The organism is Brevibacterium luteolum (assembly GCF_013004595.1).
In the GTDB taxonomy this organism is placed as follows: Bacteria; Actinomycetota; Actinomycetes; order Actinomycetales; family Brevibacteriaceae; genus Brevibacterium; species Brevibacterium luteolum.
Genome location: NZ_JABEMC010000002.1, coordinates 227,426 through 252,659, shown reverse-complemented (window position 1 = coordinate 252,659; position 25,234 = coordinate 227,426). Strand labels below are relative to the sequence as shown.

At 67.5% G+C, this 25,234-nt stretch carries 24 protein-coding genes; 10 read left to right on the top strand and 14 right to left on the bottom strand.

Annotated elements, in window-relative coordinates:
• Positions 1–174: 174 nt before the first annotated feature.
• The 5 genes from HLA91_RS04610 to HLA91_RS04590 all read left to right on the top strand — a co-directional run bounded on the left by HLA91_RS04610 (position 175) and on the right by HLA91_RS04590 (position 4,296).
• Positions 175–855: a hypothetical protein gene (locus tag HLA91_RS04610; protein WP_170273745.1), complete on the top strand. Its 681-nt coding sequence runs from the start codon at positions 175–177 to the stop codon at positions 853–855.
• A gap of 151 nt (positions 856–1,006) precedes the next feature.
• Positions 1,007–1,633, top strand: a complete 627-nt coding sequence (locus HLA91_RS04605; RefSeq protein ID WP_170273744.1) for a copper chaperone PCu(A)C domain-containing protein — start codon at positions 1,007–1,009, stop codon at positions 1,631–1,633.
• Between the two features lie 73 nt (positions 1,634–1,706).
• Positions 1,707–3,029, top strand: a complete 1,323-nt coding sequence (locus HLA91_RS04600) for a Dyp-type peroxidase (RefSeq protein ID WP_170273743.1) — start codon at positions 1,707–1,709, stop codon at positions 3,027–3,029.
• Positions 3,030–3,047: 18 nt separating this feature from the next.
• Positions 3,048–3,797: a type I 3-dehydroquinate dehydratase gene (aroD, locus tag HLA91_RS04595; protein WP_170273742.1), complete on the top strand. Its 750-nt coding sequence runs from the start codon at positions 3,048–3,050 to the stop codon at positions 3,795–3,797.
• Positions 3,798–3,801: 4 nt separating this feature from the next.
• Positions 3,802–4,296: a hypothetical protein gene (locus tag HLA91_RS04590; RefSeq protein ID WP_102162407.1), complete on the top strand. Its 495-nt coding sequence runs from the start codon at positions 3,802–3,804 to the stop codon at positions 4,294–4,296.
• 6 nt (positions 4,297–4,302) lie between these two features.
• On the opposite strand, the gene HLA91_RS04585 is transcribed toward HLA91_RS04590, so the two are convergent.
• The 6 genes from HLA91_RS04585 to HLA91_RS04560 form a co-directional block, all read right to left on the bottom strand.
• Positions 4,303–5,520 (bottom strand): M20 family metallopeptidase, encoded by a 1,218-nt coding sequence (locus HLA91_RS04585; RefSeq protein ID WP_338076778.1) that lies wholly within the window; start codon positions 5,518–5,520, stop codon positions 4,303–4,305.
• Positions 5,517–6,692 (bottom strand): M24 family metallopeptidase, encoded by a 1,176-nt coding sequence (locus HLA91_RS04580; protein WP_420867903.1) that lies wholly within the window; start codon positions 6,690–6,692, stop codon positions 5,517–5,519. Before HLA91_RS04580 ends, HLA91_RS04585 begins: the two co-directional genes overlap by 4 nt.
• A 298-nt stretch (positions 6,693–6,990) precedes the next feature.
• Positions 6,991–7,284 carry a DUF4235 domain-containing protein gene (locus tag HLA91_RS04575; protein ID WP_102162405.1) on the bottom strand — a complete coding sequence of 98 codons (294 nt, stop codon included), beginning with the start codon at positions 7,282–7,284 and terminating at the stop codon, positions 6,991–6,993.
• Positions 7,285–7,372: 88 nt separating this feature from the next.
• A complete protein-coding gene (locus tag HLA91_RS04570; RefSeq protein ID WP_170273741.1) occupies positions 7,373–8,134 on the bottom strand; it encodes a sulfite exporter TauE/SafE family protein in 762 nt (253 codons plus the stop codon).
• Positions 8,131–9,117: an aminotransferase class IV gene (locus tag HLA91_RS04565; RefSeq protein WP_170273740.1), complete on the bottom strand. Its 987-nt coding sequence runs from the start codon at positions 9,115–9,117 to the stop codon at positions 8,131–8,133. Before HLA91_RS04565 ends, HLA91_RS04570 begins: the two co-directional genes overlap by 4 nt.
• A 71-nt stretch (positions 9,118–9,188) precedes the next feature.
• Positions 9,189–10,289, bottom strand: a complete 1,101-nt coding sequence (locus HLA91_RS04560; RefSeq protein WP_170273739.1) for a VIT1/CCC1 transporter family protein — start codon at positions 10,287–10,289, stop codon at positions 9,189–9,191.
• A 338-nt stretch (positions 10,290–10,627) separates the two neighbouring features.
• On the opposite strand from HLA91_RS04560, the gene HLA91_RS14040 reads away from it, so the two are divergent.
• Both HLA91_RS14040 and HLA91_RS04550 read left to right on the top strand, forming a co-directional pair.
• Positions 10,628–12,538, top strand: a complete 1,911-nt coding sequence (locus HLA91_RS14040; protein WP_275587844.1) for a M20/M25/M40 family metallo-hydrolase — start codon at positions 10,628–10,630, stop codon at positions 12,536–12,538.
• A 110-nt stretch (positions 12,539–12,648) separates the two neighbouring features.
• Complete coding sequence (locus HLA91_RS04550) at positions 12,649–13,107, top strand: DUF3817 domain-containing protein (protein ID WP_170273737.1); 459 nt, start codon at positions 12,649–12,651, stop codon at positions 13,105–13,107.
• Positions 13,108–13,175: 68 nt separating this feature from the next.
• Here HLA91_RS04550 and menC read toward each other — a convergent pair whose 3' ends face one another.
• Both menC and HLA91_RS04540 read right to left on the bottom strand, forming a co-directional pair.
• Entirely contained in the window at positions 13,176–14,297 is a 1,122-nt protein-coding gene (menC, locus tag HLA91_RS04545; RefSeq protein ID WP_170273736.1) for an o-succinylbenzoate synthase, read from the bottom strand.
• A 91-nt stretch (positions 14,298–14,388) separates the two neighbouring features.
• Positions 14,389–15,549 carry a M20 family metallopeptidase gene (locus HLA91_RS04540; protein WP_170273735.1) on the bottom strand — a complete coding sequence of 387 codons (1,161 nt, stop codon included), beginning with the start codon at positions 15,547–15,549 and terminating at the stop codon, positions 14,389–14,391.
• A gap of 92 nt (positions 15,550–15,641) precedes the next feature.
• Here HLA91_RS04540 and HLA91_RS04535 point away from each other — a divergent pair, with 92 nt between their 5' ends.
• The 3 genes from HLA91_RS04535 to HLA91_RS04525 all read left to right on the top strand — a co-directional run bounded on the left by HLA91_RS04535 (position 15,642) and on the right by HLA91_RS04525 (position 19,368).
• Positions 15,642–17,135, top strand: coding sequence for a glutamate-cysteine ligase family protein (locus HLA91_RS04535; protein WP_170273734.1), 1,494 nt, complete (start codon positions 15,642–15,644; stop codon positions 17,133–17,135).
• 73 nt (positions 17,136–17,208) lie between these two features.
• The gene (locus tag HLA91_RS04530) at positions 17,209–18,438 is read left to right on the top strand and encodes a pyridoxal phosphate-dependent aminotransferase (protein WP_170273733.1); all 1,230 of its coding nucleotides are present in this window, start codon (positions 17,209–17,211) and stop codon (positions 18,436–18,438) included.
• Between the two features lie 24 nt (positions 18,439–18,462).
• Complete coding sequence (locus HLA91_RS04525; protein ID WP_170273732.1) at positions 18,463–19,368, top strand: EamA family transporter; 906 nt, start codon at positions 18,463–18,465, stop codon at positions 19,366–19,368.
• A gap of 224 nt (positions 19,369–19,592) precedes the next feature.
• Here the strand turns inward: HLA91_RS04525 and HLA91_RS04520 are convergent, their stop codons facing one another.
• From HLA91_RS04520 to HLA91_RS04495, 6 genes are all read right to left on the bottom strand, one after another.
• On the bottom strand, positions 19,593–19,979 hold the full coding sequence (locus HLA91_RS04520; RefSeq protein ID WP_170273731.1) for a metalloregulator ArsR/SmtB family transcription factor: 387 nt from the start codon (positions 19,977–19,979) through the stop codon (positions 19,593–19,595).
• A 295-nt stretch (positions 19,980–20,274) separates the two neighbouring features.
• Positions 20,275–20,430, bottom strand: a complete 156-nt coding sequence (locus HLA91_RS04515; RefSeq protein ID WP_102162394.1) for a zinc transporter permease — start codon at positions 20,428–20,430, stop codon at positions 20,275–20,277.
• 140 nt (positions 20,431–20,570) lie between these two features.
• Entirely contained in the window at positions 20,571–21,149 is a 579-nt protein-coding gene (locus HLA91_RS04510) for a peptidoglycan-binding protein (protein ID WP_170273730.1), read from the bottom strand.
• 168 nt (positions 21,150–21,317) lie between these two features.
• A complete protein-coding gene (locus HLA91_RS04505) occupies positions 21,318–21,881 on the bottom strand; it encodes an NlpC/P60 family protein (protein WP_170273729.1) in 564 nt (187 codons plus the stop codon).
• A gap of 183 nt (positions 21,882–22,064) precedes the next feature.
• Complete coding sequence (locus HLA91_RS04500; RefSeq protein ID WP_170273728.1) at positions 22,065–22,631, bottom strand: peptidoglycan-binding protein; 567 nt, start codon at positions 22,629–22,631, stop codon at positions 22,065–22,067.
• 515 nt (positions 22,632–23,146) lie between these two features.
• Positions 23,147–25,096 (bottom strand): acetate--CoA ligase, encoded by a 1,950-nt coding sequence (locus HLA91_RS04495; protein ID WP_170273727.1) that lies wholly within the window; start codon positions 25,094–25,096, stop codon positions 23,147–23,149.
• Positions 25,097–25,234 lie beyond the last annotated feature (138 nt).

Sequence of the window (25,234 nt, the reverse complement as noted above, 5' to 3'; positions counted from 1 at the left end):
GAACAGCGACCGTCCGGTGGGCATGCGGCGCCGTGCGCGCACTTCAGCCGTAGGCGCGGGCCCGGCGGCTGTCTCGCAGCCAAACCCGCGGGGCAGAGCTAGCACGACAAGTTGTAGAATGAGTCGGGCTCGCACGCGGTGTGCGGGCGTGTGCGATCGAGCTGAGGAGGTGGCATGAGCAGGCAGATGCGCATCTGGCGTTCCGTCGGCGCAGCATTCATCGCCACCGGCATCGCGACGCTCTTCCACCTCGGCGCCCACGGCAGCGCCTCCCTGCTGGCCGGCGTCGTGTGCTTCGTGCTCACCCTGTGGATCGGTGTGCTGCTGGCCGGCCGCCGCCTCGGGATCCTTTCGCTCAGCGCGATCGTGGCGTTCGCGCAGCTGGCGCTGCACCACCTCATGACCCTGTTCAGTCACGCCCCGCTCATCATCAGCGGCCATAGTGGCCGGGTCTACCTGCAGCTGGGCACCGGCGCCGGGTCCGGCGCGCACGCCCACCATATGACCGATGCCGAGGTCTCTGCCGCCGTCGCCGACACCGCCGCAGCTGCCGGGCAGACAGCCGCACAGAGCGGCGCCGGCACCTCGATGCTCATCGCCCACCTGCTTTCGGCTGTCGTCACGATCGCGATCCTCAAGTGCGGCGAAGAGTTCGTCTTCGCCCTCATCCAGGCAGCCCTCGGCCCGATTGCCACGGCCTTCACCCGCTTCGTCCCGCTCGTCATGCCCCCGCGCCTGCCCGTGCAGGTCGCTCCGGTGCTGGCTGCTGTCACACCCGCCGTGCTCGACTCCCGGTTCAGACGCGGGCCTCCTGCGGTCCTCTTCACCCGCCTGCAGGCACTCACGCCTGCCTGATCTGCACCACCGGACTCCCGCCTCGGGAGCGGTGCAGATCCTCACCCGTCTGAACCCCGTGCCCCCGGCAGGGCTCTGACAGCACCCCGCTTGCGGTGCTGCCCTGCGTGCACCAGCGTGCACGGCGCGTAAGAGCAAAGGACTCAACACAGTGAAGAAGACCATCGCATTCCGCACCGCCGCAGCCGCCTCCGCCCTCGGCCTGGCACTGACCCTGGCCGCCTGCGGCAGCAACGGCAGCAACGACGCCTCCACCGAAGCCGGCGGCACCGACGCCCAGCAGGACGAGGCGGTCACCGCCGAATCGGCACTCACGCTCGAAGACGGCTGGGTCAAGGCCGTCGACAAGGACCACGGCATGACCGCCGTGTTCGGCACCCTGAAGAACTCCTCCGACCAGGACATCCACTTCACCGGTGCCGAGTCCTCGGTCGCCGCAATGGCCGAGCTGCACGAGACCGTCGAAGACAACTCTGGCTCGACGAAGATGCAGGAGAAGGAAGGCGGCTTCGTCATCCCCGCCGGCGGTGAGTTGAAGCTGGAGCCGGGCGGCGACCACATCATGCTCATGAAGCTTAAGGAGGGCATCGAGCCCGGTGCTGAGGTCACCACGACGCTCAAGACCGACGCCGGTGACCTCGACGTCACCGTCCCGGCCAAGGAGTTCGCCGGCGCCCAGGAGGAATACGACCAGGGCGACGGCTCGGACATGGACCACGGCGACATGGACCATGGCGATATGGACCACGGCGATGACGAAGACGGACACGATCACTGATCGGCCGTGACCTGCTGCCTGGAGCCGGCCGGTGCCGCCCGGCCGGCTCGGGCAGCCGCCTACCATCGAGGAGATGATTTCTGTGGAGATCGATCGCCGGCGTCTGCTCGGCGCCTCCGCACTCGGCGTCGGGGCAGGAGCCGCCGGCGCCGGACTCGGGTTCCTGACCGGCCGGCAGCAACCGGCCGCGACAGCCCAGCCCCAGCCCGACACCTCGGGCCTCAACGGCGCCCAGATCGAGCCGTTCTATGGCGAGCACCAGTCCGGGGTCGAGACGATCCCGCAGGCCCACGCCATGTTCGTCTCACTGACCCGCAAGGACGACACCGACCTCACGCGGCTCATCCGGATGCTCAAGCTGCTGACCGATGATGCCGCGCTCATGACCCAGGGCCAGTCGCCCCTGGCCGACACCGAACCGGAGCTCAACGAGCGCCCCGCGAGACTGACCGTGACCTTCGGGTTCGCCCGCGGGCTCGTCGAGCTGGCAGGCAGCCAGCACGTCCCCGGCTGGCTGGGCCCGCTGCCGGCATTCGGCATCGACCGGCTTGAGGACCGGCTGTGCCGCGGCGATCTGCTGCTGCAGGTGTGCGGCGATGATCCGTTCACCATCGCGCATGCGGTGCGGATGCTGCTCAAGGACGCCCGCGCCTTCATGGACGTCGCCTGGTCGCGGTCGAGCTTCCGCCGCTCCTACGGGTCCGATCCGCAGGGCACGACGACCCGCAACCTCTTCGGCCAGGTCGACGGCACCGCCAACCCGGGACCCGGTTCAGAGGACTTCGCCCGGCTGGTGTGGGGCAAGACGCTCGGGCAGGCCAGCCCGGTGTTCTCCGCCCGTGGCGAGCCGCCGCTCGACCTGGCGGCTGACTATCCGGCGTGGCTCAAAGGCGGGACCTCGCTCGTGCTGCGCGACATCGACATGAACCTCGCGACCTGGGATGAGGCCGACCGGCCGGCCCGGGAGTTCTCGATCGGCCGCGATCTGAAGAAGGGCGCACCGATGACCGGCACTGAGGAGCATGACATCCCCGATCTGGAGGCCACCGACGACAAGGGCTTCACGATCATCTCGCCGGCCAGCCACGTCGCCCGCAGCCGCAACAACGCAGCACCTGAGCAGCAGATCTTCCGGCGCGTGTACAACTACCATTCGGTGCCCGACGCCGCCGATGCCGCCACCGGCCCGACCGGCAGCGCGATCGTCGGCAAGGCCGGTCTCATGTTCGCCTCCTACCAGGCCTCGGTCGAACGGCAGTTCCTGCCGATCCAGAAGCGCCTCGACGAGGTCGACCTGCTGAATCAGTGGACTGCGCCGATCGGCTCGACCGTGTGGGCGATCCCGCCGGGCGTGCGCGAGGGCGAGTACATCGGCCAGGCGCTCTTCGAATCGTGAGTGCTCTAGGGTAGTGCCATGAAATCGCTGCCGTTCGTGGCTTCAGATCAGCTGCCCGCCGTCATCGTCCCGCTCGTCGCCGGCGACCTCGACGAGCTCGGCCGGCTGGCCGCTGACTGCGCGCAGACTCCCGGGATCGACGCGCTCGAATGGCGCGTCGACGCCCTGGCCGCCGGGCTGACCGCCGAGGCAGGCGAGCTGTTCTCCGCCGGCCTGGCGGCCATCCGTGCGCACACGGGCCTGCCGGTGCTGCTGACCATCCGCACCGGTTCCGAGGGCGGGGCCGCGAACCTCGACGAGGACGCCTACACCACTCTCATCCGGCAGGCGATCGCCGCCGGCCCGGCCGCCGTCGACATCGAGTTCGCCCGCCGGGATGCCGGTGATCTCATCACTGCCGCCGCCGAGGCGGGGGTCGCCTCGGTGGTTTCGGCGCACGACTTCACCGACACCCCGCCGTCGAAGCAGCTGCTGCGCACCCTCAAGGCCATGGCCGACCTCGGGGCTGATGTCGCGAAGGTCGCGGTGATGCCGCATGACCGCTCCGATGTGCTCGAAGCGCTCAAAGCCGCCGACCGCGGCCGGGCCCGCCTGCGGATCCCCATCATCGTCATCGCGATGGGCCGGCGCGGCAGGCTCACCCGGCTCATCGGCGGTGAGTTCGGTTCGGCGGCCACTTTCGCGACCGTCGGTGAGGGTTCAGCTCCCGGCCAGGTGTCCGCGTCCGAGGTGCTGCAGACTCTGCAGATCCTTGCCGGTGAGGACTGATGACATGGCAGGCAGCAGGACGCTTGATCGACCATCAATCGCCGGGTACGCGGCGCTGGCCGGCCTCGTCTCTCTGGTGATCTTGGCTGCTGCATCGTGGGTCATGTCCGATGGCGATCTGGGCTCCACCGACTTCCTGCTCTTCATCTTCCTGCTGCTGCCGCTGCTGCCCGGTCTGCTGCTTGCCGAGGGCCTCGCCTTCGCTGCCGAACGCAGAATCGCGAGACCGCGCGCCGGGTGGCGGCTGTATGCCGGGATCTATGCGACATACATTCTGGGTCCGATCCTGGTCGCCTATCTTCTCGGAGTGACGATCGCAGCGCTGCTCGACAGGCGAGGCGCGTACTTCTCCTTCGTTGAACTGCTCGCAGCGCATGCATCGCTGCTGTGGATTCCGGCAGTCGTCTTCGGCGTCGTCGGTCTGCTGCTGCTTCCACTCCTCAAGGTCATGCGGCGACACAGCTGTCGTGCGCGGTTGCTCCCCGCTGCCGGCGCCTGAGTCGCTTCAGCCGCAGGTCCGGGCGATGAACTGCCGGTAGACCCGGCAGGCGCGTACGAGTTCGGCGACCTCGATCGCCTCATCGACATGGTGGGCCTGTTCGCTGATGCTGCCTGGACCGTACACGATGGTCGGGATCCCCAAGTCCCGGGCGATGTAGCCGCCGTCGCAGGCTGCCGTCCACACCGTGCATTCGGGCACCTGCCCGGTCACCGCCTCGGCTGCGGCCTCAAGCGTCGTGATCGCGGGGGAGTCACGGTCGGTGATGAAGCCCGGCATCTCCATCGTCACCGCGACGTCGAGTCCGATCCCATCACCGGTGATGCCTGCCTCGGCCGCGACAGCGCGAAGCCAGCCGGCGATGTCGGCGGCGTCCTCGTCTGGCAGGAGCCGGCGGTCGAGTGAGATCCGGCAGGCATCGGCGACCATCGAGGTGCCCTGCCCGCCGTTGATGATGCCCGGGCTCCACGACCCGGCGCCGAGCAGCGGATGAGCACGTGCGTCGAGATGTTCCTGGTTCTCCACGAGTACGCTGATGAGCCTCGCTCCGGCGATGATCGCCGAGCGGCCATCGGCCGGCCTGCCCGAATGAGCCGAGACGCCGGTCAGCTGCACCTCCAGATAGGCGTCTCCGCGGCAGGCGGTGACGATGTCCAGATCCGTCGGCTCGGCGACGACGCACGCGGCGAAGCGCTGCCCGGCGTGCGGGCCGAGCCCGTCTGCCACGAGCTGCCGGATGCCGGTGCCCAGATCCTCCTCGTCGACGGTGACCGCCAGACTCACAGCAGCCGCGAGACAATCGGCGGCATGTGCGTCGGTGAGCGCGCACAAGACCGCGGCAAGCCCGCCCTTCATGTCCGCGGCCCCGCGCCCGGTGAGCCAGCCCGCGGTCAGCCGGGGTTCGAACGGATCGCCGGACCAGCCGTCTCCAGCGGGTACGACATCGGAGTGACCGAGGAACAGCAGGCCCTCTGCGGGCACGTCCGGCGCGGCGCTCGCCGCACCCTCTGCCGCTGGTGCGGTGACGACGATGTTCGGCCGGCCGCTGGCCACCTCGGCGATGTGCACGTGAAGCCCATGAGCGCGCGCGAACCCGGCGATGACATCAACGGTCGCCTCTTCGGTCCCACCGGGGTTCTCACCTCGGGCGCGGATGAGGTCCCCGGTCAGCTCCACCAGCCGGCCTGCCAGCTCTCCGTCAGCCCCGCCCATCGCAGTCGTCACTTGCGGATGAGGTTCTGCGGGAAGTCGGTGAAGCGCTCGACGCCGGTGGCGGTGACGGCGACAGGTTCGCTGACTTCGTAGCCGATGCCATCGAGCCACATGCCGGCGATGACGTGGAACGTCATCCCGGCGGCGAGCACCTGTTCGTCCTCGCTGCGCAGGGAGATCGTCCGCTCGCCCCAGTCCGGCGGGTAGCCGATCCCGATCGAATAGCCCAGCCTCGACTCCTTGACCATCTCGTAGCGGGACAGCACCGCATTCCACACCCGGGCGAGTTCGGCGACCGGCACGTCCGGGCGCATCGTCTCCAGCACCTCGTTGAGCGCTTCGGCGACGACATCTGCGGTGTGCTGCAGCTGAGCCGGCGGCTCGCCGAGCATGACGGTGCGGGCCAGCGGCACGTGGTAGCGGTGGTGGGCGCCGGCGAGTTCGATGACGACCGGCTCCCCGGACCTGAGCCTGCGGTCGGTCCACGTCAGGTGTGGGGTGTCGGCGCCCTCACCGGTCGGCAGCATCGGCACGATCGCCGGGAAGTCTCCCCACACCTCGGCGGTGCCGGCCGCCTGAGCGTGGGCGATCGCGGCGGCGACGTCGTTCTGCCGGGCCCCTGGCTCAACGGCGTTGAGTGCGGCGTTCATCGCCGCGGTCGTGACCTGAGCGGCTTGTCGCATGATCGCGATCTCGGCTGGAGATTTGATCGCCCGGATCCAGTTGACGAGCTCGAAGGAGTCGACGAGAGTCCACTCTGGGATGCCGTGGACGAGTGCGCGGTGGGCGCGCGGGGAGTAGTAGTGGCTGTCCATCTCCACGCCGATGCACCCGTGGGCGGCCGGGGCGACCTCCCAGCGCTGCCGCAGGGCGAACGCAACCCAGTCGAAGGGGTGGATGTGCGGGCGGTGGACGTAGCGCTCGGGGTAACCGACGATATCCTCTTCGGGCAGCCAGCAGGTGCGCTGCGCCCCGTGGGCGTCCATCTCCCGAGCGAACAGTGTCATCGGGCCCGATGCCGGGACGTAGAGCAGCTGCGGGGTGTAGAAGGACCAGGCGTTGTATCCGGTGAGGTAGAACATGTTCGCCGGGTCGGTGACGATGAGCCCGGACAGTCCCTGATCGCGCATCCGGCGCCGGACGGCGGCCAGCCGCTGCTCGTATTCCTCAGCGGAGAACAGCAATCCGCCAGCCCCCGGTGTGCCGGCGTCTCCCGGCCGCGGTTCGGGCCGGCGCTCGGCTCCGAAACCGCCGGGGCGCATGCTGTGGATGTCTCCGGGTCCCGAGGTGGTGGCCGGGTCCGCGCCCGAGGTGGTGGCCCCCGGCGGGTGCAGGCCCGGATGGGGTGCACGCGGCTGTGTCATGGCTCACAGTCTGAGTCGTGCTGGGCGAGTGTGTCAACAGAGCTGCGCCTCGCACATGGAAAGACCCGCAGCTCCGGCATCACGGGCCGAGGCTGCGGGTCCTTCAGGTGCCGGTGTCTCAGTCGACGTCGGCGCCCTTCTGCAGCTTCTTGGGCAGTGCGGTCTCACCGAAGCGGTTGCGCACGGCTGATGCAGCGTAGCGCTGCACGACGAGCTGGGCGACGGCGATGCCGACGCCGGAGATGATCGTCCAGGCCAGGGCCTCGCTCAGGCCGACCTGGTCGTCTTCGGTGTTGATCGGCACCGGCTTCGAGGTGGTCTTCTCCCACACGATGCCCAGTGCCTTGCGTGCGGCCAGCGTTGCCAGTGCGGTGCCGCCGACACCGAGGATCTGCCAAGCGATCTTGCCCATGTCTCCATCTCCCTTGCGGATCTGAGGTCTGTTACGGGACTGCTGTGTCCTAGCCTACCGCCACAGTCCGTGTCCGGGTCACGTGTCCCTAGCTTTGCAGGACGAAGGTCTCAAAGAACACGAACCCGGCGAGCAGGACGACGAGGGTGGCGAAGCCGTAGCGGACGATGTTGTTCGGCAGCTTCCGGCCAAGCTGACCGGCCACCAGCGCCGCGGTCATTGCGCACACGGTGTAGGTGATGGCCATTGGCCAGTCGATCGCGGGCAGCCGGTCAAAGTAGCCGATGGCTCCGGCGATCGAGTTGAGCGCGACGACGGCCAGGGAGGTGCCGACGGCGATGTGCATCGGCACGCGCATGAGGATCGTGAGTGCCGGGACGATGAGGAACCCGCCACCAACGCCGAGCAGGCCGGTGAGGAACCCGACGACGGCACCGACGGCGATGCCCTTGGCGAACCGCCGGCCGGTGAACGCTCCGGTGTCGGGGTCGATGTAGGGCATCGGCATGAACATGCGGATCGCAGCGATGAGCATGAGGACGCCGAAGGCGATCATGAGGCCCTTCTCGGGGAACATGTCGTGCACCCGGGCCCCGACGATCGCGGTGAGCATGCCGGTGACGCCGATCGTGCCGGCGGTCGTCCAGTCGACCATCTTCGAGCGCAGCCGCGGCAGAACGCCGACGATCGAGGAGGAGGCGACGACGATGAGCGAGGTCGGCACCGCCTTGGCCATCGGCATGCCGAGGCCGTAGACGAGCGCCGGCACGGCGACGATCGCCCCGCCGCCGCCGGTGAGTCCGATGACCGAACCGGTCAGCAGCCCGAAGAGAATCGCGCCGACCGTCATGGCGTGTCTGCTTGCGGCTGACCGTCTGCGGCAGTGATGCCAGCCGTCGTGTCGGTTCCAGCCGTCGTGTCGGTTCCAGCCGCGGCATCACCTGCAGTCCCGTCATCAGGGGCGCCGGTCACCCAGTCGAACATCTGCCCGGTGAGTTCGGGGTCCATCGTCACTGCCTCCCCGTCGAGGCTGCGGAACGGCACTGCAACGCGGGCCGAGGAGACCATCCACGCCCCGTCGGCGGTGAGCAGGTCATCGCGGGTGAGGTCGGCATATGAGCACAGGTAGCCGTGCTCGGCAGCGGCGGCGAAGATCGTCTGCTGGGTGGTGCCGTGCAGCAGCCCGGCCTTCGGGTCCGGGGTGAGCAGCTCGTGGCCGCGGCGGATGATGACATTCGAGGTCGGGCCTTCGAGGATGAGGCCGTCGCGGCTGATGAACAGCCCGTCATCGGCGCCGTGCTCCTGCGCCCAGCGGGTCGCTGCCATATTCGCGGCATAGGACAGGGTTTTGGCGCCGAGCAGCAGCCAGGGCGCGGTTTGCCCGGTGTAGGCCTCGAAGCCGCGGTCGAGGCTGATGAAGTCGGCCCCCTCCCGGCGCTGGGCGGGGTACGCCTCGGGCAGGGAGATCGACATGACCCAGCCGCGCGGGGCGTCGAGTCCGCGCGAGAGCGTGTAGCGGACACTGAATTCGGTGACCGCGGGGTTGGCGGCGATGACAGCGCGGGCGACGTCGTCGACAGCGGCGTCCCACACCTCGGGCACGGGCACCGGCAGCTGAAGGGCGCGGGCCGAGCCGCGGAACCGGTCGAAGTGCAGCCGCCGGGCCTTGACCGACGGTGCGCCGTCGGTGATGGTGACGAGCACGGTCTCGAAGATCCCGTCACCGCGGTGGGCCGAGAGGTCATCGACCGGCAGGTGGGCCGCCGCGAGGTCGGCCAGCTCGTGCGTGCCGGCTGCGACGTCGATGAGGGCCAGGGAATGGGTGAGGGTCATGCCCTCAATTAAATCACTTGGCACCGGTGGGCTGGCCCGCCGTTCAGCTGCTGACATCCGCGCCCGAGGTGTCAGCTCAGCGTCGTGCCGAAGGCCAGGCCGAGCAGATAGGTCGCAGCGGCCGCGCCGAAGCCGATCGCCAGCTGGCGCAGCGCGCGCGGCAGCGGCGGGCGGCCGGAGAGCACGCCGACGGTGCCGCCGGTGCCCAGCAGCGCAACGCCGACGAGGCCGGCGGCAGTGAGGATCGCCGGCATGCCGTGCATGCCGAAGATGTAGGGCAGGATCGGCACGATCGCCCCCGAGGCGAAGAAGCAGAACGAGGAGGCCGCCGCACCGATGCCGGTGCCGAGCTCCTCGTGTTCGTTCTCCTTGCCGGTTGGCGCGGTGTGGGAGGGCAGGGTGCCGCCGTGGGCGCGGGCGAGGGTGCGCTGCGCCTTGGCCAGTGCCTCATCCTCGTCGTAGCCGCGGGCGCGGTAGACGAGCGCGAGCTCATTGGCGTCGAAGTCGAGTGAGGCCAGTGCTTCGGCTGGCTGGCGGACCGGCTGGGAGGCCTCGAGCAGCTCGCGCTGGCTGCGCACCGAGATGTACTCACCAGCTCCCATCGAAAGGGCTCCGGCGAGCAGACCGGAGATCCCGGTGAGCAGGATGACCGGATTCGACATGCCGGCAGCTCCCACGCCGAGGACGAGGGCGAGGTTGGAGACGAGTCCGTCGTTGGCGCCAAAGACGGCGGCGCGGAAGTTGCCTGACAGGCGGGCGCGGGACTTCGCTGCCAGGGCGCGCACGACCTCGGCGTGGACCTTCTCATCGGCGGCCATCTGGTCGCTGGCGTACTGGTCGGTGTCGTACGGGCTGGAGGTCTCCTGCTGCTGGATGAGCGCGAGGATGAAGACGGAGCCGAAGATGCTGCCGAGCAGGGACAGGATGCGGGTGCTCAGGTCCGGGGCGCGGCGGTGCTCGGCGTGCTCGCCGAGGAGGTCGATCCAGTGCTGCTGGTGGCGGCGCTCGGCATCGGCGATGGCGAGCAGGATCTCGCGCTCCTCACCCTGCTTGCGGGCGGCGAGCTTGCGGTAAACGCGCTCTTCGAGGCGCTCATTGGCCAGGTGCCGCTGCCATTGCCGGATGAGGGCAGGGCTCGGCTCAGCGGGCACGGCGGCGCGGGTGTCAGGCATACGTTCAATGATAGGCGCAAACGTTTGTATGTACAACACTTGCGCAGATGAGCAAAAGAATATTTCTGTGTGCTTTCTGAACGCCCGGATTCCGCGTGCATCCGCGGATCTCGGGGGTTTTCGTTACCGAGCCGTTACTGTCGTTATCATTCCGTTACCAAACGTGCAGAGAACTGTAATAATGTGTTGCATTGTGTGATGACTATCACGGGGTGAGGCACACCGAGGTGCAGCACCGTCAGATGGACCGAAAGGTTGTTATGTCGAATCGATTGGCACGCGCCGCAGTAGCGGTTACGGCCGCAGCGGCGCTCGGTCTGGGGATGACCTCCCCGGCAATGGCCGCTCCAGTGACAGAGCACACCGATATGGGTGTGACCGGTGACCAGGTGTTCAAGCACCTCACCGAGCTCAACGAGATCTCCGAGGCCAACAAGGAGGATGGATACCGCGCGCTCGGCACCAAGGGCTATGAAGAGGCCTCCGAGTACGTCGAAGGCGTCATGAAGGAAGCCGGCTTCGAGGTTGAGCGTCAGGAGTTCGATCTCCCGCGGCAGACCTTCGACGAGGTCAGCCTGAGCGTCAACGGCGTGGAGCAGAAGGACTTCGGCACGATCTCGAACGCCGAAGGCACCGAGGAGCCGCTCACGGACGTTCCGATGACGCTGCCAGCTGGTGCAGCTGACAACGCCGGGCTGGGCTGCTCCGGTGAGGCCTTCACCGAGGACAATAAGAAAACCATCGTCCTCATCCAGCGCGGCGAATGCGCCTTCGGCGACAAGATCACCAACGCGAGCAAGGCCGGAGCGGCCGGCGTCATCATCTACAACAACCAAGATGGCGCCAGCAACTTCACCGCCGGCGATCGCGTCGAGGGCAATGCCCCCGCCGGTGCGCTGAGCAAGGCCGAGGGCGATGCCCTGGTCGAGAAGATCAAGGCCGTCGACCCGGAGGGCCCGAAGACCGCGGTCACCGCTGACATGACGGTCGAGACGACCTTCGAGACTGTCAAGACCTGGAACGTCATGGCCGAGACCAAGGCCGGCGACCCGGACAACGTCCAGATGATGGGCGCCCACCTCGATGGTGTGCCTGAGGGCCCGGGCGTCAACGACAACGCCTCCGGCGTGGCCGGGCTCCTCGCTGTTGCAGAGGGCATGGCCGGGCTCGACTACGAGGTCGACAACAAGGTCCGGTTCGGATTCTGGGTTGCAGAGGAAGTCGGTCTCGTCGGCTCGACCCACTACGTCAACGACCTCGCGCAGAACAACCCTGAAGAGCTCAAGAAGATCAAGGCGTACCTCAACTACGACATGATCGGCTCGGAGAACTACGTCGTCGGCACGCTTGACTCCGATGGTTCGGACGTGAAGATCCCGGACGGCGTCACCGTTCCGGAGGGCTCGGCTGAGCTGGAGAAGATCTTCACCGACTACTTCGATGACAAGGGTCAGCTGCACATCGGCACCGAGTTCTCGGGCCGTTCGGATTACCAGGCCTTCATCGACAACGGTGTCCCGGTCTCCGGTCTGTTCTCCGGTGCCGACGGCATCAAGACTGAGGAAGACGTCAAGAAGTTCGGCGGCACCGCCGGCGTCCCGCGCGACCGCTACTACCACACGCCGGAAGACAACCTGGAGAACGTCAACCAGGAATCGCTTGGCATCTTCGCTCCCGCGATGGCCTTCGCCGCCCACACCCTCGCCTACAACCTCGAAGATGAAGACGACGACAACGGCGATGAGGATGGCGGCAAGGATGACGACGCTCCGGCCGAACGCGGACTGACCGTCAAGCCTGAGCAGATCTCCCCGGCTGACTTCGTCAAAGAGGACAAGGGCGTCACCATCATGGCGACCGGCTGCACCCCGGGCACCGAGGCCAAGCTGACCGTCGAAGCCCGCGGCATCGACGTCCTCAAGCACGAGGACACTGCCACCGTGGATGAGGACGGCAACGTCACCTTCGCCGTCCACGGCGTCAACGCCGATCGCCCGAACAGCTACGTCGGCACCTACGATGTCCGCGTTGCCTGCGACGGCGGCGACGACCTCACCGGCACCTTCACCGTCGGCGATGTCAAGGACGACGACGGCAAGGGCGGCGAAGACGACAAGGGCAAGGACGACAAGGGCAAGCTGCCGCGCACCGGCAGCGAAGCCGGACCGCTCGTCTGGGGCGCTGCTGCACTGCTGATCGCAGGCATCGGCATCACCGCCGCAACCCTGCGCCGGAAGTCCAGCCTCTGATCGGACACCTGATGATCAGCTGAGATCCCTCAGCTGAGAGCACAGGGCCGGTGGCACACGCCACCGGCCCTGTTGCGCATTCACTCAGACTGCTTCGGCACAATGGTCGGGTGACTCCCAAGAAGCTCTTCACCACGTTCGCGATCGCCGAGGCCATCACCTGGACCCTGCTCATCGCCGGCATGATCCTCAAATACGTCACCCACTCCACCGAACTCGGTGTGCGCATCGGCGGCGGCATCCACGGATTCGTGTTCCTCACCTACTGCGTCGTCACGGTGCTCATCGGCACCTCTCAGAGGTGGAGGGCCGGGCAGATCGCCTCCGGCCTGCTCTCGGCGATCATCCCGTATGCCACGATCCCGTTCGAGATCCACGCCCGCCGGGCCGGACTGCTCGACGGCTCCTGGGAGCTCGGCGCGGGCAAGCGCGAACCGCGGAACTTCTTCGAAGGCTGGTGCGACTGGGCGATCCGCCGCCCGTTCGCCGCACTCGTCGTCGGCTTCGTCGGCGTCGCCTGTCTCTTCGGGGTGCTGCTGTTCCTCGGCCCGCCGATCCCCAAGGGCTGAGCGCCCCTCACTGCACACGAATGCGGCCGGCCACAGGGAAGGATCCCGGTGGCCGGCCGCTGTGTATGTCAGTCGGGCGTGATGGTGTATTCGGCGACGCGGAACTTCTCCAGCTGGCCCGGGTCGATCGTCACACCGAAACCGGGGCCTCTCGGCACATCGACGACACCGTCGTGCATGACGATCTCCTCGGTGATGTCCTCGTGGAAGAACCGCTTCGAACCGGACACATCACCCGGCAGCGTGAAGCCAGGCAGCGACGCCATTGCAGCATTCGCGGCGCGCCCCAGTCCGGTTTCGACCATGCCGCCGTGCCAGACGGCCACGCCGTGCGCGCGGCACAGATCGTGGATGCGCTTGGCTTCGATGTAGCCGCCCACCCGGCCGGGCTTGATGTTGATGACCGAGGTGGCGCCCAGGCTGATGGCATCGGCAGCCGCTTCTGCGGAGACGATCGACTCATCGAGGCACATCGGGGTGTCCATGAGCTTGGCCAGCTGGGCGTGCTGGCGGATGTCGGCCTCGCCGAGGGGCTGTTCGATGAGCAGCAGACCGTAGTCGTCGAGCTGCTTGAGGTGGTTGGCGTCGACGAGCGTGTAGGCGGCGTTCGCGTCGACCTGGAAGAGGAAGTCATCACCGAACTCGCGGCGCACCGCTGCTACCGGTTCGATGTCGGCACCGGGCTTGATCTTGAGTTTGATGCGCGCATACCCCTCATCGAGGTAGCCGCCGATCGCGGCGAGCAGTTCGGGGATCGAATCCTGGATGCCGACCGAGACTCCGGAGGGGATCTCGTCGACGACACCGCCGAGGTAGTCCTTGAACGACAGGTTCTGCACCTTCAGCTGCGCTTCGATGACGGCCATCTCCAACGCCGACTTCGCCATCGGGTGGCCGATGATGTGGCGCAGGTGCCAGCCGACGGTCTCGGCGGTCAGGTTCTCGACTGCGAACAGCGCCGGTGCCAGCCAGTCGCGGGTGACGGCGATGCCGCCTGCGGTGTACTCATCGGAGTACAGCGGCCCGACCATCGCCACCGACTCACCCCAGCCGGTGACCTCGCCGCTGCCGGTGTCGAAGCGCGCCTCGACGAGGTAGCAGTCCTTCTCCGTCTCCCTCATGAACGAGGTGGTGAAGGGGCTGACGAGCGGCAGCCGGATCTGGTGGAGGGTCAGCGAGGTCAGTTTCATAGCAGGCTCCCGTGCGGCGCGGCGGCAGATGGTACCGCCACCATAGCAATGGAGTGTGATGCCGGTCGCAGGCCGGTCCCGAGGTGGTGGTTCAGTCGGCGAGCTGGTCGGCGATGAGGGCTGCCAGCAGTGCCGTGCGCGGCGGGATCTCGGAGATGATCGCATGCTCGTGCTCGGCATGCGCGCCATCGCCGACGGCCCCGAGGCCGTCGAGGGTGGGGATGCCGTCTCCGGCGGTGAAGTTGCCGTCCGAGGCCCCGCCGACAGCGGTGCCGGTCGGCTCGGCGATGCCGATCTCACCGGCCAGCGCCACGGCCCGGTCGAAGAGGTGGGCTGCGGCGTCGCGTTCGAAGGGCGGCCGGTTGATCCCACCGGTGACCTCCACCTCGGCGCCGGGCATCTCAGCCTTCAAGGCCCGCATCTCCGAATCGATGCGCTCCTGCTCCGAGGTCAGCCGGGCGCGCACATCGACGTGGACCGTTGCCTTGGCTGGCACGGTGTTCGGAGTGGTGCCGGCGGTGATCGTCGTCGGCACGACGGTCGTGCCCTTCTCGTCATCGGCCATCTCGGCGATGAGCGGCATGAGGCGGGCGAGTTCGAGACCGGCGTTGACGCCCTTCTCCGGTTCCAATCCGGCGTGGGCGGCCTTGCCGTGGACGGTGACCTCGTAGTCCGAGGTGCCCTTGCGGGCGAGCTTGAGGGAGCCTGCGGCCGAGGCCTCCATGACGTAGACGGCCCGCGCGCCGGCGGCCTCGTCGCGGATGAGCTGGGAGGATGTCGTCGAGCCGAGCTCCTCGTCACCGGTGATGAGGATCGTGAGTCCATCGAGTGCTGAGCTGTCTCCGGCCTGTTCGAGCAGCATCGCGGTGGCGTGGATGCTCATGATCGTGCCGGTGAGCATGTCGAAGCTGCCCGGCCCGCGCAGGATCCCGTCAGCGACGGAGAACGGCAGCCGCTCCAGCGTGCCGTGCGGCCACACGGTGTCCTGGTGATTCAGCAGCACCACCTTCACCGGTCCGGAACCGAACCGCAGGCGCAGGTGCGTCACCCCATCGATCTCCAGCACCTCGGGCGCGGTGCCCACCCGCTCCTCGATGAGCGCGGCGAGGTCACGGGCGCCGGCGGCGACCGCGGCGTGGTCCTGCGAGGGAGTCTCCAGGGTGATGACCCGCTCCAGATCGGTCAGCATCTGCGGCAGCCGTGTTTGGGCGGCATCGGGCAGAGCAGTAAGGTCGACGGAGCGGTCAGTCATGAAGTCCTCAATTCCACACAGCGGCGTACCAGTCGGGACCATTGTATGCCGCAGGCCTGCCCAGGCGCGGTTCCGGCACGTATCATTGAGCCATGGGAGATGACGTTTCGCGGCAGCGCTACTCGCCGGAGCAGCGGACGACGTACCGCGAGCAGCTGAATGCGGATCTGGAGACCTTCGATTCGTATCTGCAGGAGGCGGAGTTCTCCAGCCAGGGTACGATCGGCCTCGAACTCGAGCTCAACCTCGTCGATGCGGACATGCAGCCGGCGAAGATCAACCGCAAGGTGCTCGAGTCGATCGACCATCCGGACTTCCAATCTGAGATCGGCGCCTACAACATCGAGCTCAACCATCCCGTCCTCACCGTCCAGGGCGATGGCCTCACACAGCTGCACGACGGGGTGCAGTCCCGCCTCGACATGGCCCATGCCGCAGCAGCCGAGCACGGCGCGAAGGTCGCGATGATCGGTACGCTGCCGACGCTGACGACTGAGTTCCTCGAAGACCCCAGCTGGGTCACCGATGAGAACCGGTACCGGGCGCTGAGCAATGCCGTCATCGACATGCGCGGTGAGCTTGTGCGCATCGAGGTCCACGACCGCGAGTACTACCGGCACGACTTCACCGATGTCGCCCCCGAATCAAGCTGCACCTCGATGCAGCTGCACCTGCAGGTCCCGCCCAACCGGTTCGCCACCGCCTGGAACGCCTCGCAGGCGATGGCCGCAGCCCAGGTGGCGCTGAGCGCCAACGCCCCGCTGTTCGCCGGGTACAAGCTGTGGCATGAGAACCGCATCCCGGTCTTCACCCAATCGATCGACACTCGCACCCCCGAGCTCGTCACCCAGGGAGTGCGCCCGCGGGTGTGGTTCGGTGAACGGTGGATCACCAGCGTCTTCGACCTCTTCGAGGAGAATGTGCGCTACTTCCCGCCGATGCTGCCCGAAAGCCGCGAGGAGTCCGGCACCCCGGTGATGCTCGGCAGCTCTCCGGCCCTGCACTACCTCAACCTGCACAACGGCACGGTGTGGCGCTGGAACCGGCCCATCTACGCTGCCGACGGCGATCTCGCCCATGTGCGGCTGGAGAACCGGCTGCTGCCGGCCGGGCCCACGGTCACCGACCTCGTGGCTGATGCCGCCTTCTACTACGGCGTGGTGAAGTACATGGGTGAGGAGAACCGGCCGGTGTGGTCACGGCTGTCGTTTCCCGATGCGGAGAAGAACTTCTTCGCCGCTGCCCGCTCCGGGCTGTACTCGCGGATCCTGTGGCCCAAGCTCGGCCGCGTCGACGTCGCCGACCTCATCCGCACCACGCTTGTGCCGCAGGCGCGCAAGGGCCTGCAGATGCTTGACGTCGATGCCGCGATCATCGACGAGTACATGGACATCATCGAAGCCCGCGCCCGCACCCGGCAGAACGGCGCGACCTGGCAGCTGCGCACCCTCATGGCGCTCAAACCGCGGCTGACCGAACCGGACACGACCGAGCGCCGCGACGCCCTCAAACGGCTGCTCGAGCTCTACATCCGCCACCAGTCCACCGGTGCCCCGGTGCACACCTGGCCGGTCGGCGACCAGTAGGCGGCTGTGACCCGTTGGTCTCTCGCGCCTGTCGGGCCGGGATCGGCCGGGCATGGTATGAGAAGCTGGCGGTATGACACAGCGCAGCATCCACATCTCTGAGCGAGCCCAGGCCGTCCGCCCGTTCGCCGTCATGGACATCGTCTCCCGTGTGGCTGAACTCAAGGCCGCTGGCGAGGACGTCATCTCCCTGTGCGTCGGCGAACCCGGCCAGGGCGCGCCGGCCGCTGTGCGCGCTCGGGCGGAGGAGATCATGCGCGACGGCACCGACCTGGGCTATGTGCCGGTCACCGGCATCCGCGAGTTGCGCGAGGCGCTGTCGGGTCACTACCGCCGCTGGTACGACCTCGATGTGCCGGCCGACCGGTTCTTCGTCACCACCGGCTCCTCCGGCGGGTTCCTGCTCGCCTTCCTCGCCGCCTTCGACGTCGGCGACCGCGTCGCGCTCGCCCGGCCCGGTTATGCCGCCTACAAGAACATCCTCACCGCCCTCGGCTGCGAGGTCGTCGAACTCGACTGCGGCGTCGAGGAGCGCTTCCAGCCCACCGTCGAACTGCTCGAAGCCGCCCACGCCGAGGCTCCGCTGCGCGGCCTCATGGTTGCCTCACCGGCCAACCCGACCGGCACGATGCTCGACCGCGACAGCCTCATCGCCTTGAGCCAGTGGTGCCGTGACAACGGTGTGCAGCTGATCTCCGATGAGATCTACCACGGCATCACCTTCCTCGGCACCCAGGCCACCGAATCCGGCAACCCCAACGGTGAGACCGCCATCGCCTACGACCCCGACGCCATCGTCATCTCCTCGTTCTCGAAGTACTGGGGCATGACCGGCTGGCGTCTCGGCTGGGCGATCATGCCCCCGGAGATCCACCAGGCCGCCGCCGGCTTAGCCGGCAACATCACCCTGTGCGCCCCCGTGCCGGCCCAGCACGCCGGCGTCGCCGCCTTCTCCGAAGCCGCCTATGCCGAGGGCGAGGCTGCCGTGGCCGGCTTCGCCGCCGCCCGCCAGTACGTCCTCGACGCCGTCGACGAACTCGGCTGGAAGGACCTCGCACCCTGCGACGGCGCCTTCTACATGTACGCCGATATCACCGATGTCCTCGGCCCCTACTCCACAGCCACCGAATGGTGCGCGGCACTTCTGGAGGAGGAGCGAGTCGCACTCTCACCCGGCCTCGACTTCGACAACGTCCACGGCGACGAGTGCGTGCGCCTGTCGCTGGCCGCCGGCCCCGACCAGATCTTCGCAGCCCTGACCCGCATCAGGGCCTTCACCGAACGGCTGCGCCATGCAGCCTGACGTCCCCGCAGCACCGAGGCGCCGGTGAGCCTGACCGACTCGCCAGCACTCGCCCGCCTCGGAGTGCTGACCGCCGCAGTCGGCCTCGGCTCGGCGGCGCTGCTGCTCATTCTCGCCCAGGCCACCCCCTCGACGGCGGCGTTCCTGCGCTGCGCGCTGGCGATCATCGCGCTCGCCCCCTTCGCCGTCGCCGAGGTGTCCCGCCGTGGTCTGCCCGGTCGCCGGACTGTGGGGGTCGCCGCAGCTGCCGGAGCGTTCCTCGGTCTGGACTACATCATGTGGGCCCAAAGCGTCTACGACGCCGGCGTCGGTGTCTCCACGGTGCTCATCAGCGTTCAGGTCGTCGTCTTCCCCGCTCTCGTGTGGCTGCTGCACCGTCAGCATCCCGGCCGGCTGTTCCTGTGGTGCATGCCGGTCATGCTCGTGGGCATGCTGCTGACCGGCGGCGCATTCGGCGTCGACCCCGGTGCAACCGCTCCCCTGCGCGGGGCGATTCTCGGGGTGCTCTCTGGTGTGCTCTACGGCGTCTACATCTACGGCACCTACCGCTGCCGAGTGCTCGACCCGGGCCTCATCGTCACCCCGGTGCTCGTCGCCACCACCTCGGCCGGCGCCGTCACCTTCATCGGCGGGCTCATCCTCGGCGGCTTCGACTTCGATCTGGGGGTCGGCGGCTGGGCGGCGATGGTCGGCCTGGCAGTTCTCGGTCAGGCCGGCGCATGGGGCCTGCTGGCGGTGTTCTCCACCCGCCTGCCGGTCACTGAGACCGCCTCGCTCATGCTCGCTCAGCCGATCACTGCGGTCCTGCTCGGCACGCTGCTCGCCGGAGAGCAGCTGGCGATCGGCCAGTGGGCCGGCATTGCGGTCGTCATCGCAGTGGTGTGGCTCGTCTCCGGGGGCATGCGCCTGCTGCGCACCCGCGGCCGGTGACCGGCGCGCTAGCTGCGCCTTCCCGCGCAGAACTCCTCGACAGGCCGGTCTGCCACGGTGCAGGGACAGATGCCGTATTGTGCTATGTCCTACTCTGGTCCCCCGACATGTCCGAGGTCGCCTGAGCAGCAATAAGCCCCGCTGAGGCTGGCCGCAGCGGGGCCTAAGCGTCGTATCGAAGGTGATGATGAGGGGGCGGGAGGTGTTCAGCAGCGCACCGGCGATCAGAAGTGCTGTTCGGTTGCGTGGGTCATGGCGTCGACGATGATGTGTGCGACGTGGTCGTCTTTGAGCGAGTAGATCGCCTCGCGACCGACGCGGTTGACACTGACGAGGTGCAGTCCACGCAGCAGCTTGAGGTGCTGGGACACGAGCGGCTGGGACAGCGCCGTCTGCTCTACCACGCTCGAGACGGTCGTCGGACCGTGCGAGAGCACGAGCAGGATGCGCAGCCGAGACGGGGTTGCCAGGGCCTTGAACAGTTCTGCCGTGCGGCTGATCGTCAGATCATCGCGCACATTGGTGGGGACGTCGGTCAACGGTGTTTCGGAGACGTGGGGGTGGTCGTCGTGTGTGCGTCGGAGGGAATATGCGTCGGCTTCGTTGAGCATGGGAGGACTGTACCATTGGACGACGGGCCGCAGGCGACGATGGTCGCATCGCGGTTGTTTTACTGGGAGATAGGCAAATTATCAGAAGATGCTGGATTCCCTGTGAGAGGCTTGAAAGCATTGAGCGGGAGCTCCCGTACCTGGATGTGTCACGCTCAGCATGTGTGGATCGTCGCGGTCGACTCGACCGTGCTGTGATCCGCTCGACCGTGCTGTGAATCGACCGCGGGTTCTGCCGCTCACGCAGCAGAACCCGCACGTCTGATCGAGGCCCTGTCAGCTGGGCTGCCGGGGATCAGTGCTCGTCATAGTGGTCGCCGTGTTCGGCGTGCTTGTGTCCGTCGTGGATGTAGTCGTAGTGGTCGCCGTGCTGCACCCTCTCGTGGTTGCAGTCCGGGCCGCCGTGCTGGTGGTCTTCTACGGTGTGCTCAGCGATCTTGTGGTCTGCCATTGAATCCTCCAGGGGAGACGTTGCGGAAAGTGCGACGCTGCCAGCATATCAACCCATGCGCATAAATGCATACTGCAGGCTGTATGCAACTCCGCGCATAAGTGACTGGGGTGGGGTCTGCAGAGCCAGCCGCGCAGTGCTCAGGGTGACGCGGTGACGGTGTCGTGGGACTCGAGGATCTCCTCGGCCAGCGACTGCCATCGGCCATAGGCGTGCGGGAAGCCCGAGCGCTGGACCGCTTGGGCGGCTTCGTTCGGGGTCATCGACTCCCAGCCTGAGATGTGCACCAGCCCCGGGTTGCGTCCCTTGGGATTGACGCCGTAGAAGGACTGCGCGGCCCACACCGGGTCCCGCACCTCCTCAGGTGTGCCCCAGCCCTGCGAGGGCCGCTGCTGGAACAGGCCGAGTGAGTCGCGGTCGCCGTAGTCGAGATTGCGCAGTGAGGACTCCTGCAACGCGGTCATGAGCGCAATGACGATGGCGTCATCAGGCAGGTCGGCATCCCGGCCGACGCTGATGATCGTCTCGGCGTGCTCGAGCTGGCTGCTGTTGAGCCGGTCCACGTGGCTGAGCTCCCACTGGCGCACGATCGTCGGGCCGGTCACGCCCATCGCGCCGATTGCCCAGACGACGACGAACACCGCGGCGAGGATCGCTGCGGTGATGCTGAATCCGATGGCGGGGCCGACGAGCTGCGGTCGGCGGGTGGAGCTGGCCATGGCAGACATGCTAGCCCCTGCCCGGCGGATTTCGACACCCGCGTCGGCTGGGGGTGCGGTGCAAACTTCGTCACAGTCACGGACCCCGGCTGCAGGGGGCACGACGAGAGCGGGCCCAGCTGCGCGCAGACCCGCTCCCATGTCGGTGCCGGTGGGATGGCGCTGGAATCAGAGGCCGTTGAGGCGGTAGGCTTCGAAGCCCTCCAGTCCGTTGTACGGGTAGCCGATCTCCCGGGCCACAGCTCCGGCGTCGCCGGCCTGTTCGAGACCGTGGTAGGCGGTCTGCTCAGCGTTGGCCCAGCCGTTGAAGATGGCGACATGGCCTGCAGCGCCGCCGGTGCCCGGGCCGCCGCGCATGAGCACGTCACCTGGCTGCAGGTCCTCCTTGGCGATCGGATGGGCGACGTCGACGAGCGTCACAGTGCTGAGGCTGTCGTCAAGTCCCCAGGCCATGGAGACGAATCCTGAGCAGTCGGTGCGGTAGTTCTTGCCGTCGATGTCCGGGTAGTAGGCGGACATGCTGTACGGCACGCCCTGGTCGACCCAGAACTGGGCGCGGTTGATGATCTCGGCTCGCCGGTCGTTTTCGACGGTCTGCTCTTGGGTGGCTGCGGTGTCCGGTCCCGAGGCGGCGGTCGCCGGGGCGACAGCGATGCCGGTTGCGGCGAGGGTCAGGGCAGCGGCAGCGGTGCCGATGCGGCGGGCGGTGGAGGACAGGGGTGTGATCGACATGGTTTGCTCCGTTCGTCACAGGGTGTGTGGGGATGGTCGGTGCCGGTATGCGTCCGGGCGAGGGGAGGGGTGGGGTCGGCTTCCTGCGGGTTCTGGGCTGCCCTCAGGAAGTCATCGGGTCAGCGGGGATGGCCAGTGGGGTCAGCGGGGATGACCGGTGGGGTCAGCGGACGACCGGCAGGGTCAGGGGATCGCCGGTGCGTCGCCGTGGGCGGCGAGCAGTTCGCGGGCCAGCGGCTCCCACTTGGCGTAGGCATCAGGGTAGGCCGAGCGCTGCACTGCCTGCGCGGCCTGGGTCGGGGCCATGCTCTCCCAGCCGTTGATCTGGATGAGACCGGGGTTCGAGCCCTCGGGGTTGATGCCGTAGAAGGACTTCGAGGCGTAGACCGGGTCGGTCACCTGCTCGGGTGCACCCCAGCCCATCGACGGGCGCTGCTGGAACAGACCGAGCGAATCACGGTCGCCGTAGTCGAGGTTGTACATCGAGGATTCCTGCATTGCGGTCATGAGGGCGATGACGATGCCCTGGTCGGGCAGTGCGCCACCGCGTCCGACACCGATGATGGTGCGGGCGTTGTCGATCTGCGTCTGGTCGAGGTCGGCCACGGTGGTGAATGCCTCCTGCCGCTGTTCGACCGGAGCCGCGGCCGGGTCGAAGCTCGGGGCGGCCATCGCTGGTGATCCCATAATCCCGCCGCCGAGGATGCCGACAGCGAGAGCGGTGGCCAGCAGTGTCTTGGAGAGTTTCATGACGGTGCTCTTTCAGGGGTTGATTGATTCTGTGCTGTGTCTGCTGAGCCCAGCTGCCCGTGAGGCTGACGGGAGATCTGGGGATGGTCTCCCGTCCCGGTCTCGGCGACGTGTTTAACAATCGCAACCGTTTTGTGATCTCTCAAGGCCCCGAATCTGACTGAAGTCTGATCATCGGCTGCACTGTGCGTGGGAATCCCGGCTTGCAGCTCCAATGCCCACCTGCCGCATCCGGCATGCACATGCGGACCGGCGCGGTCATTGAGGTCTCAACCGTCGGGCTGGGTGCTTCAGCCAGGGCAGATGAAAGAAACCTCCATGCGTCCGCACTATGAGAGATCTTCAGTGACGTTGAAGCCGAGGCGGCCTCATCGTCTACGACCTTCGCAGAGCCTCTCTGCACGTTTGTCGTAGACTTTCGCGCCCTGTCCCGAGCGCCTCCGGCCGTCGTGCGGTGACTGCACTGCGGGCCCTGGCCGCTATCGACTCAGGACCCGCAGTGAGCGCAGTGCGTCTCAGGCCTCCCGCAGTGCGCTGCGCATGTTCTCCAGCACGTCGGGATCCTCGATCGTCGAGGGCACAACGACGTCCTCGCGGCCGTCGGCGATCTCGCGCATCGTCTTGCGCAGGATCTTGCCCGAACGGGTCTTCGGCAGCGCGGAGACAACGTCGACGCGCTTCATCGCCGCCACCGGGCCGATGTCCGAGCGGACCAGCGAGACGAGATCGGCCTTGACCTTCTCCTCGTCGGTCTCCGGGCCGTCCTTGAGCACAACGAACGCCCGTGGGATCTGGCCTTTCGTTGCGTCGTAGACGCCGATGACCGCACATTCGGCCACGGCCGGGTGGGCGGCGATCGCGGCCTCCATGATGCCGGTCGACAGGCGGTGACCGGCGACGTTGATGACGTCGTCGGTGCGGCCCATGACGTAGACGTAGCCGTCGTCGTCGATGAGCCCGCCGTCGCCGGTGAGGTAATAGCCGTCGAAGGCCGAGAGATAGGAGGAGACGTAGCGTTCGTCATCATCCCACACGGTGGCCATCGTGCCCGGCGGCATCGGCAGCCGGATGACGACGAGCCCGTCCTGGCCGGCCGGCACCGGATTGCCGGCGGCGTCGAGAACCTCGACCTGGTAGCCGGGCACCGGCTTCGTCGGTGAGCCGGCCTTGAGCGGGTAGGTGTGCAGGCCGATCGGGTTGGCGGCGATCGGCCAGCCGGTCTCGGTCTGCCACCAGTTGTCAATGACCGGGATCGACCGGCCGGTGGCCTCGGCGAGCTTCTCGGTCGTCCATTCATAGGTGTCCGGGTCGAGCCGCTCACCGGCCATGTACCAGGCCTTGAGCGAGGCCATGTCGTAGCGCTTCATCATCTCGCCGTCGGGGTCCTCCTTGCGGATGACGCGCATGGCGGTCGGGGCGGCGAAGAAGACGTCGACGTCGTGTTCGGCGACGATCCGGAAGAACGTCGAGGCATCCGGTGTGCCGATCGGCTTGCCTTCGAACAGCACGGTCGTCACCCCGCCGATGAGCGGAGCGTAGACGATGTAGGAGTGGCCGACCACCCAGCCGACGTCTGAGGCGGTGAACATCGTGTCGCCGGGATGTAAACCGAAGATGTTCGGCAGCGACCAGGCGAGTGCGGTCGCGTAGCTGCCGTCGCGCACGATCCCCTTGGGCTTGCCGGTGGTGCCGGAGGTGTAGAGCACGTAGAGCTCATCGGTGGAGGCGACCGGCGTGCACGGGGCGTGCTCGGTGGTCGCGGCGAGCAGCTGGGCATAGTCGAGGTCGCGGCCGTCGGTCAGCTCGCACTCGTGCTGCGGACGCTGGACGATGACGGTGAACTCCGGGTCCTCCTCGGCCTTCTCGATCGCGGCATCGAGAAGGGGCTTGTACTCAATCGTCCGGTTGCGTTCGATGCCGCAGGACGTCGAGATGATCGCCTTCGGGCGCAGGTCGTTCATCCGCACGGCCAGCTCGTTGGCGGAGAATCCGCCGAACACGACCGAGTGGATTGCGCCGAGCCGGGCGCAGGCGAGCATCGCGATGACCGCCTCGGGGATCATCGGCATGTAGATGACGACGGTGTCGCCCTTGCTGATGCCCCGCTCGGCCAGCGCCTGGGCGAACCGGGCGGTCTCATCGAGCAGATCGGCGTAGCTGTAGTGCTTGATCTGGTCGGTGACCGGGGAGTCGTAGATGAGTGCGGTATCAGACCCGCGGCCGCTGTCGACGTGCCGGTCGAGGGCGTTGTAGCAGACGTTGAGCTCACCGTCGGGGAACCAGCGGTAGATCGGGGCGCGCGAGCTGTCGAGGGCGCGGGTCGGCTTCCTCACCCAGTCGATGAGCTCAGCGGCGTCGAGCCAGAAGCCCTCAGGATCCTCGGCGGCCCGGGCGAAGGCGCGGTCGTAGGGAGTGTCTGTCGGCTGCTGCGCCGTCGAGACGGCGCTGTCGGTGTGATCGCTCATATTCTATTGTTGCCTACAACACACCAGAGTTGAACAGCGGGTCCCCGAACTTCACGGCTCACCCTCAGGCAGGGCTGGGCGCCGTCGCCGAGGCGGTGGTCGGGTCTGCAGACACGTGCCGGTGCGCAGGAACACCGG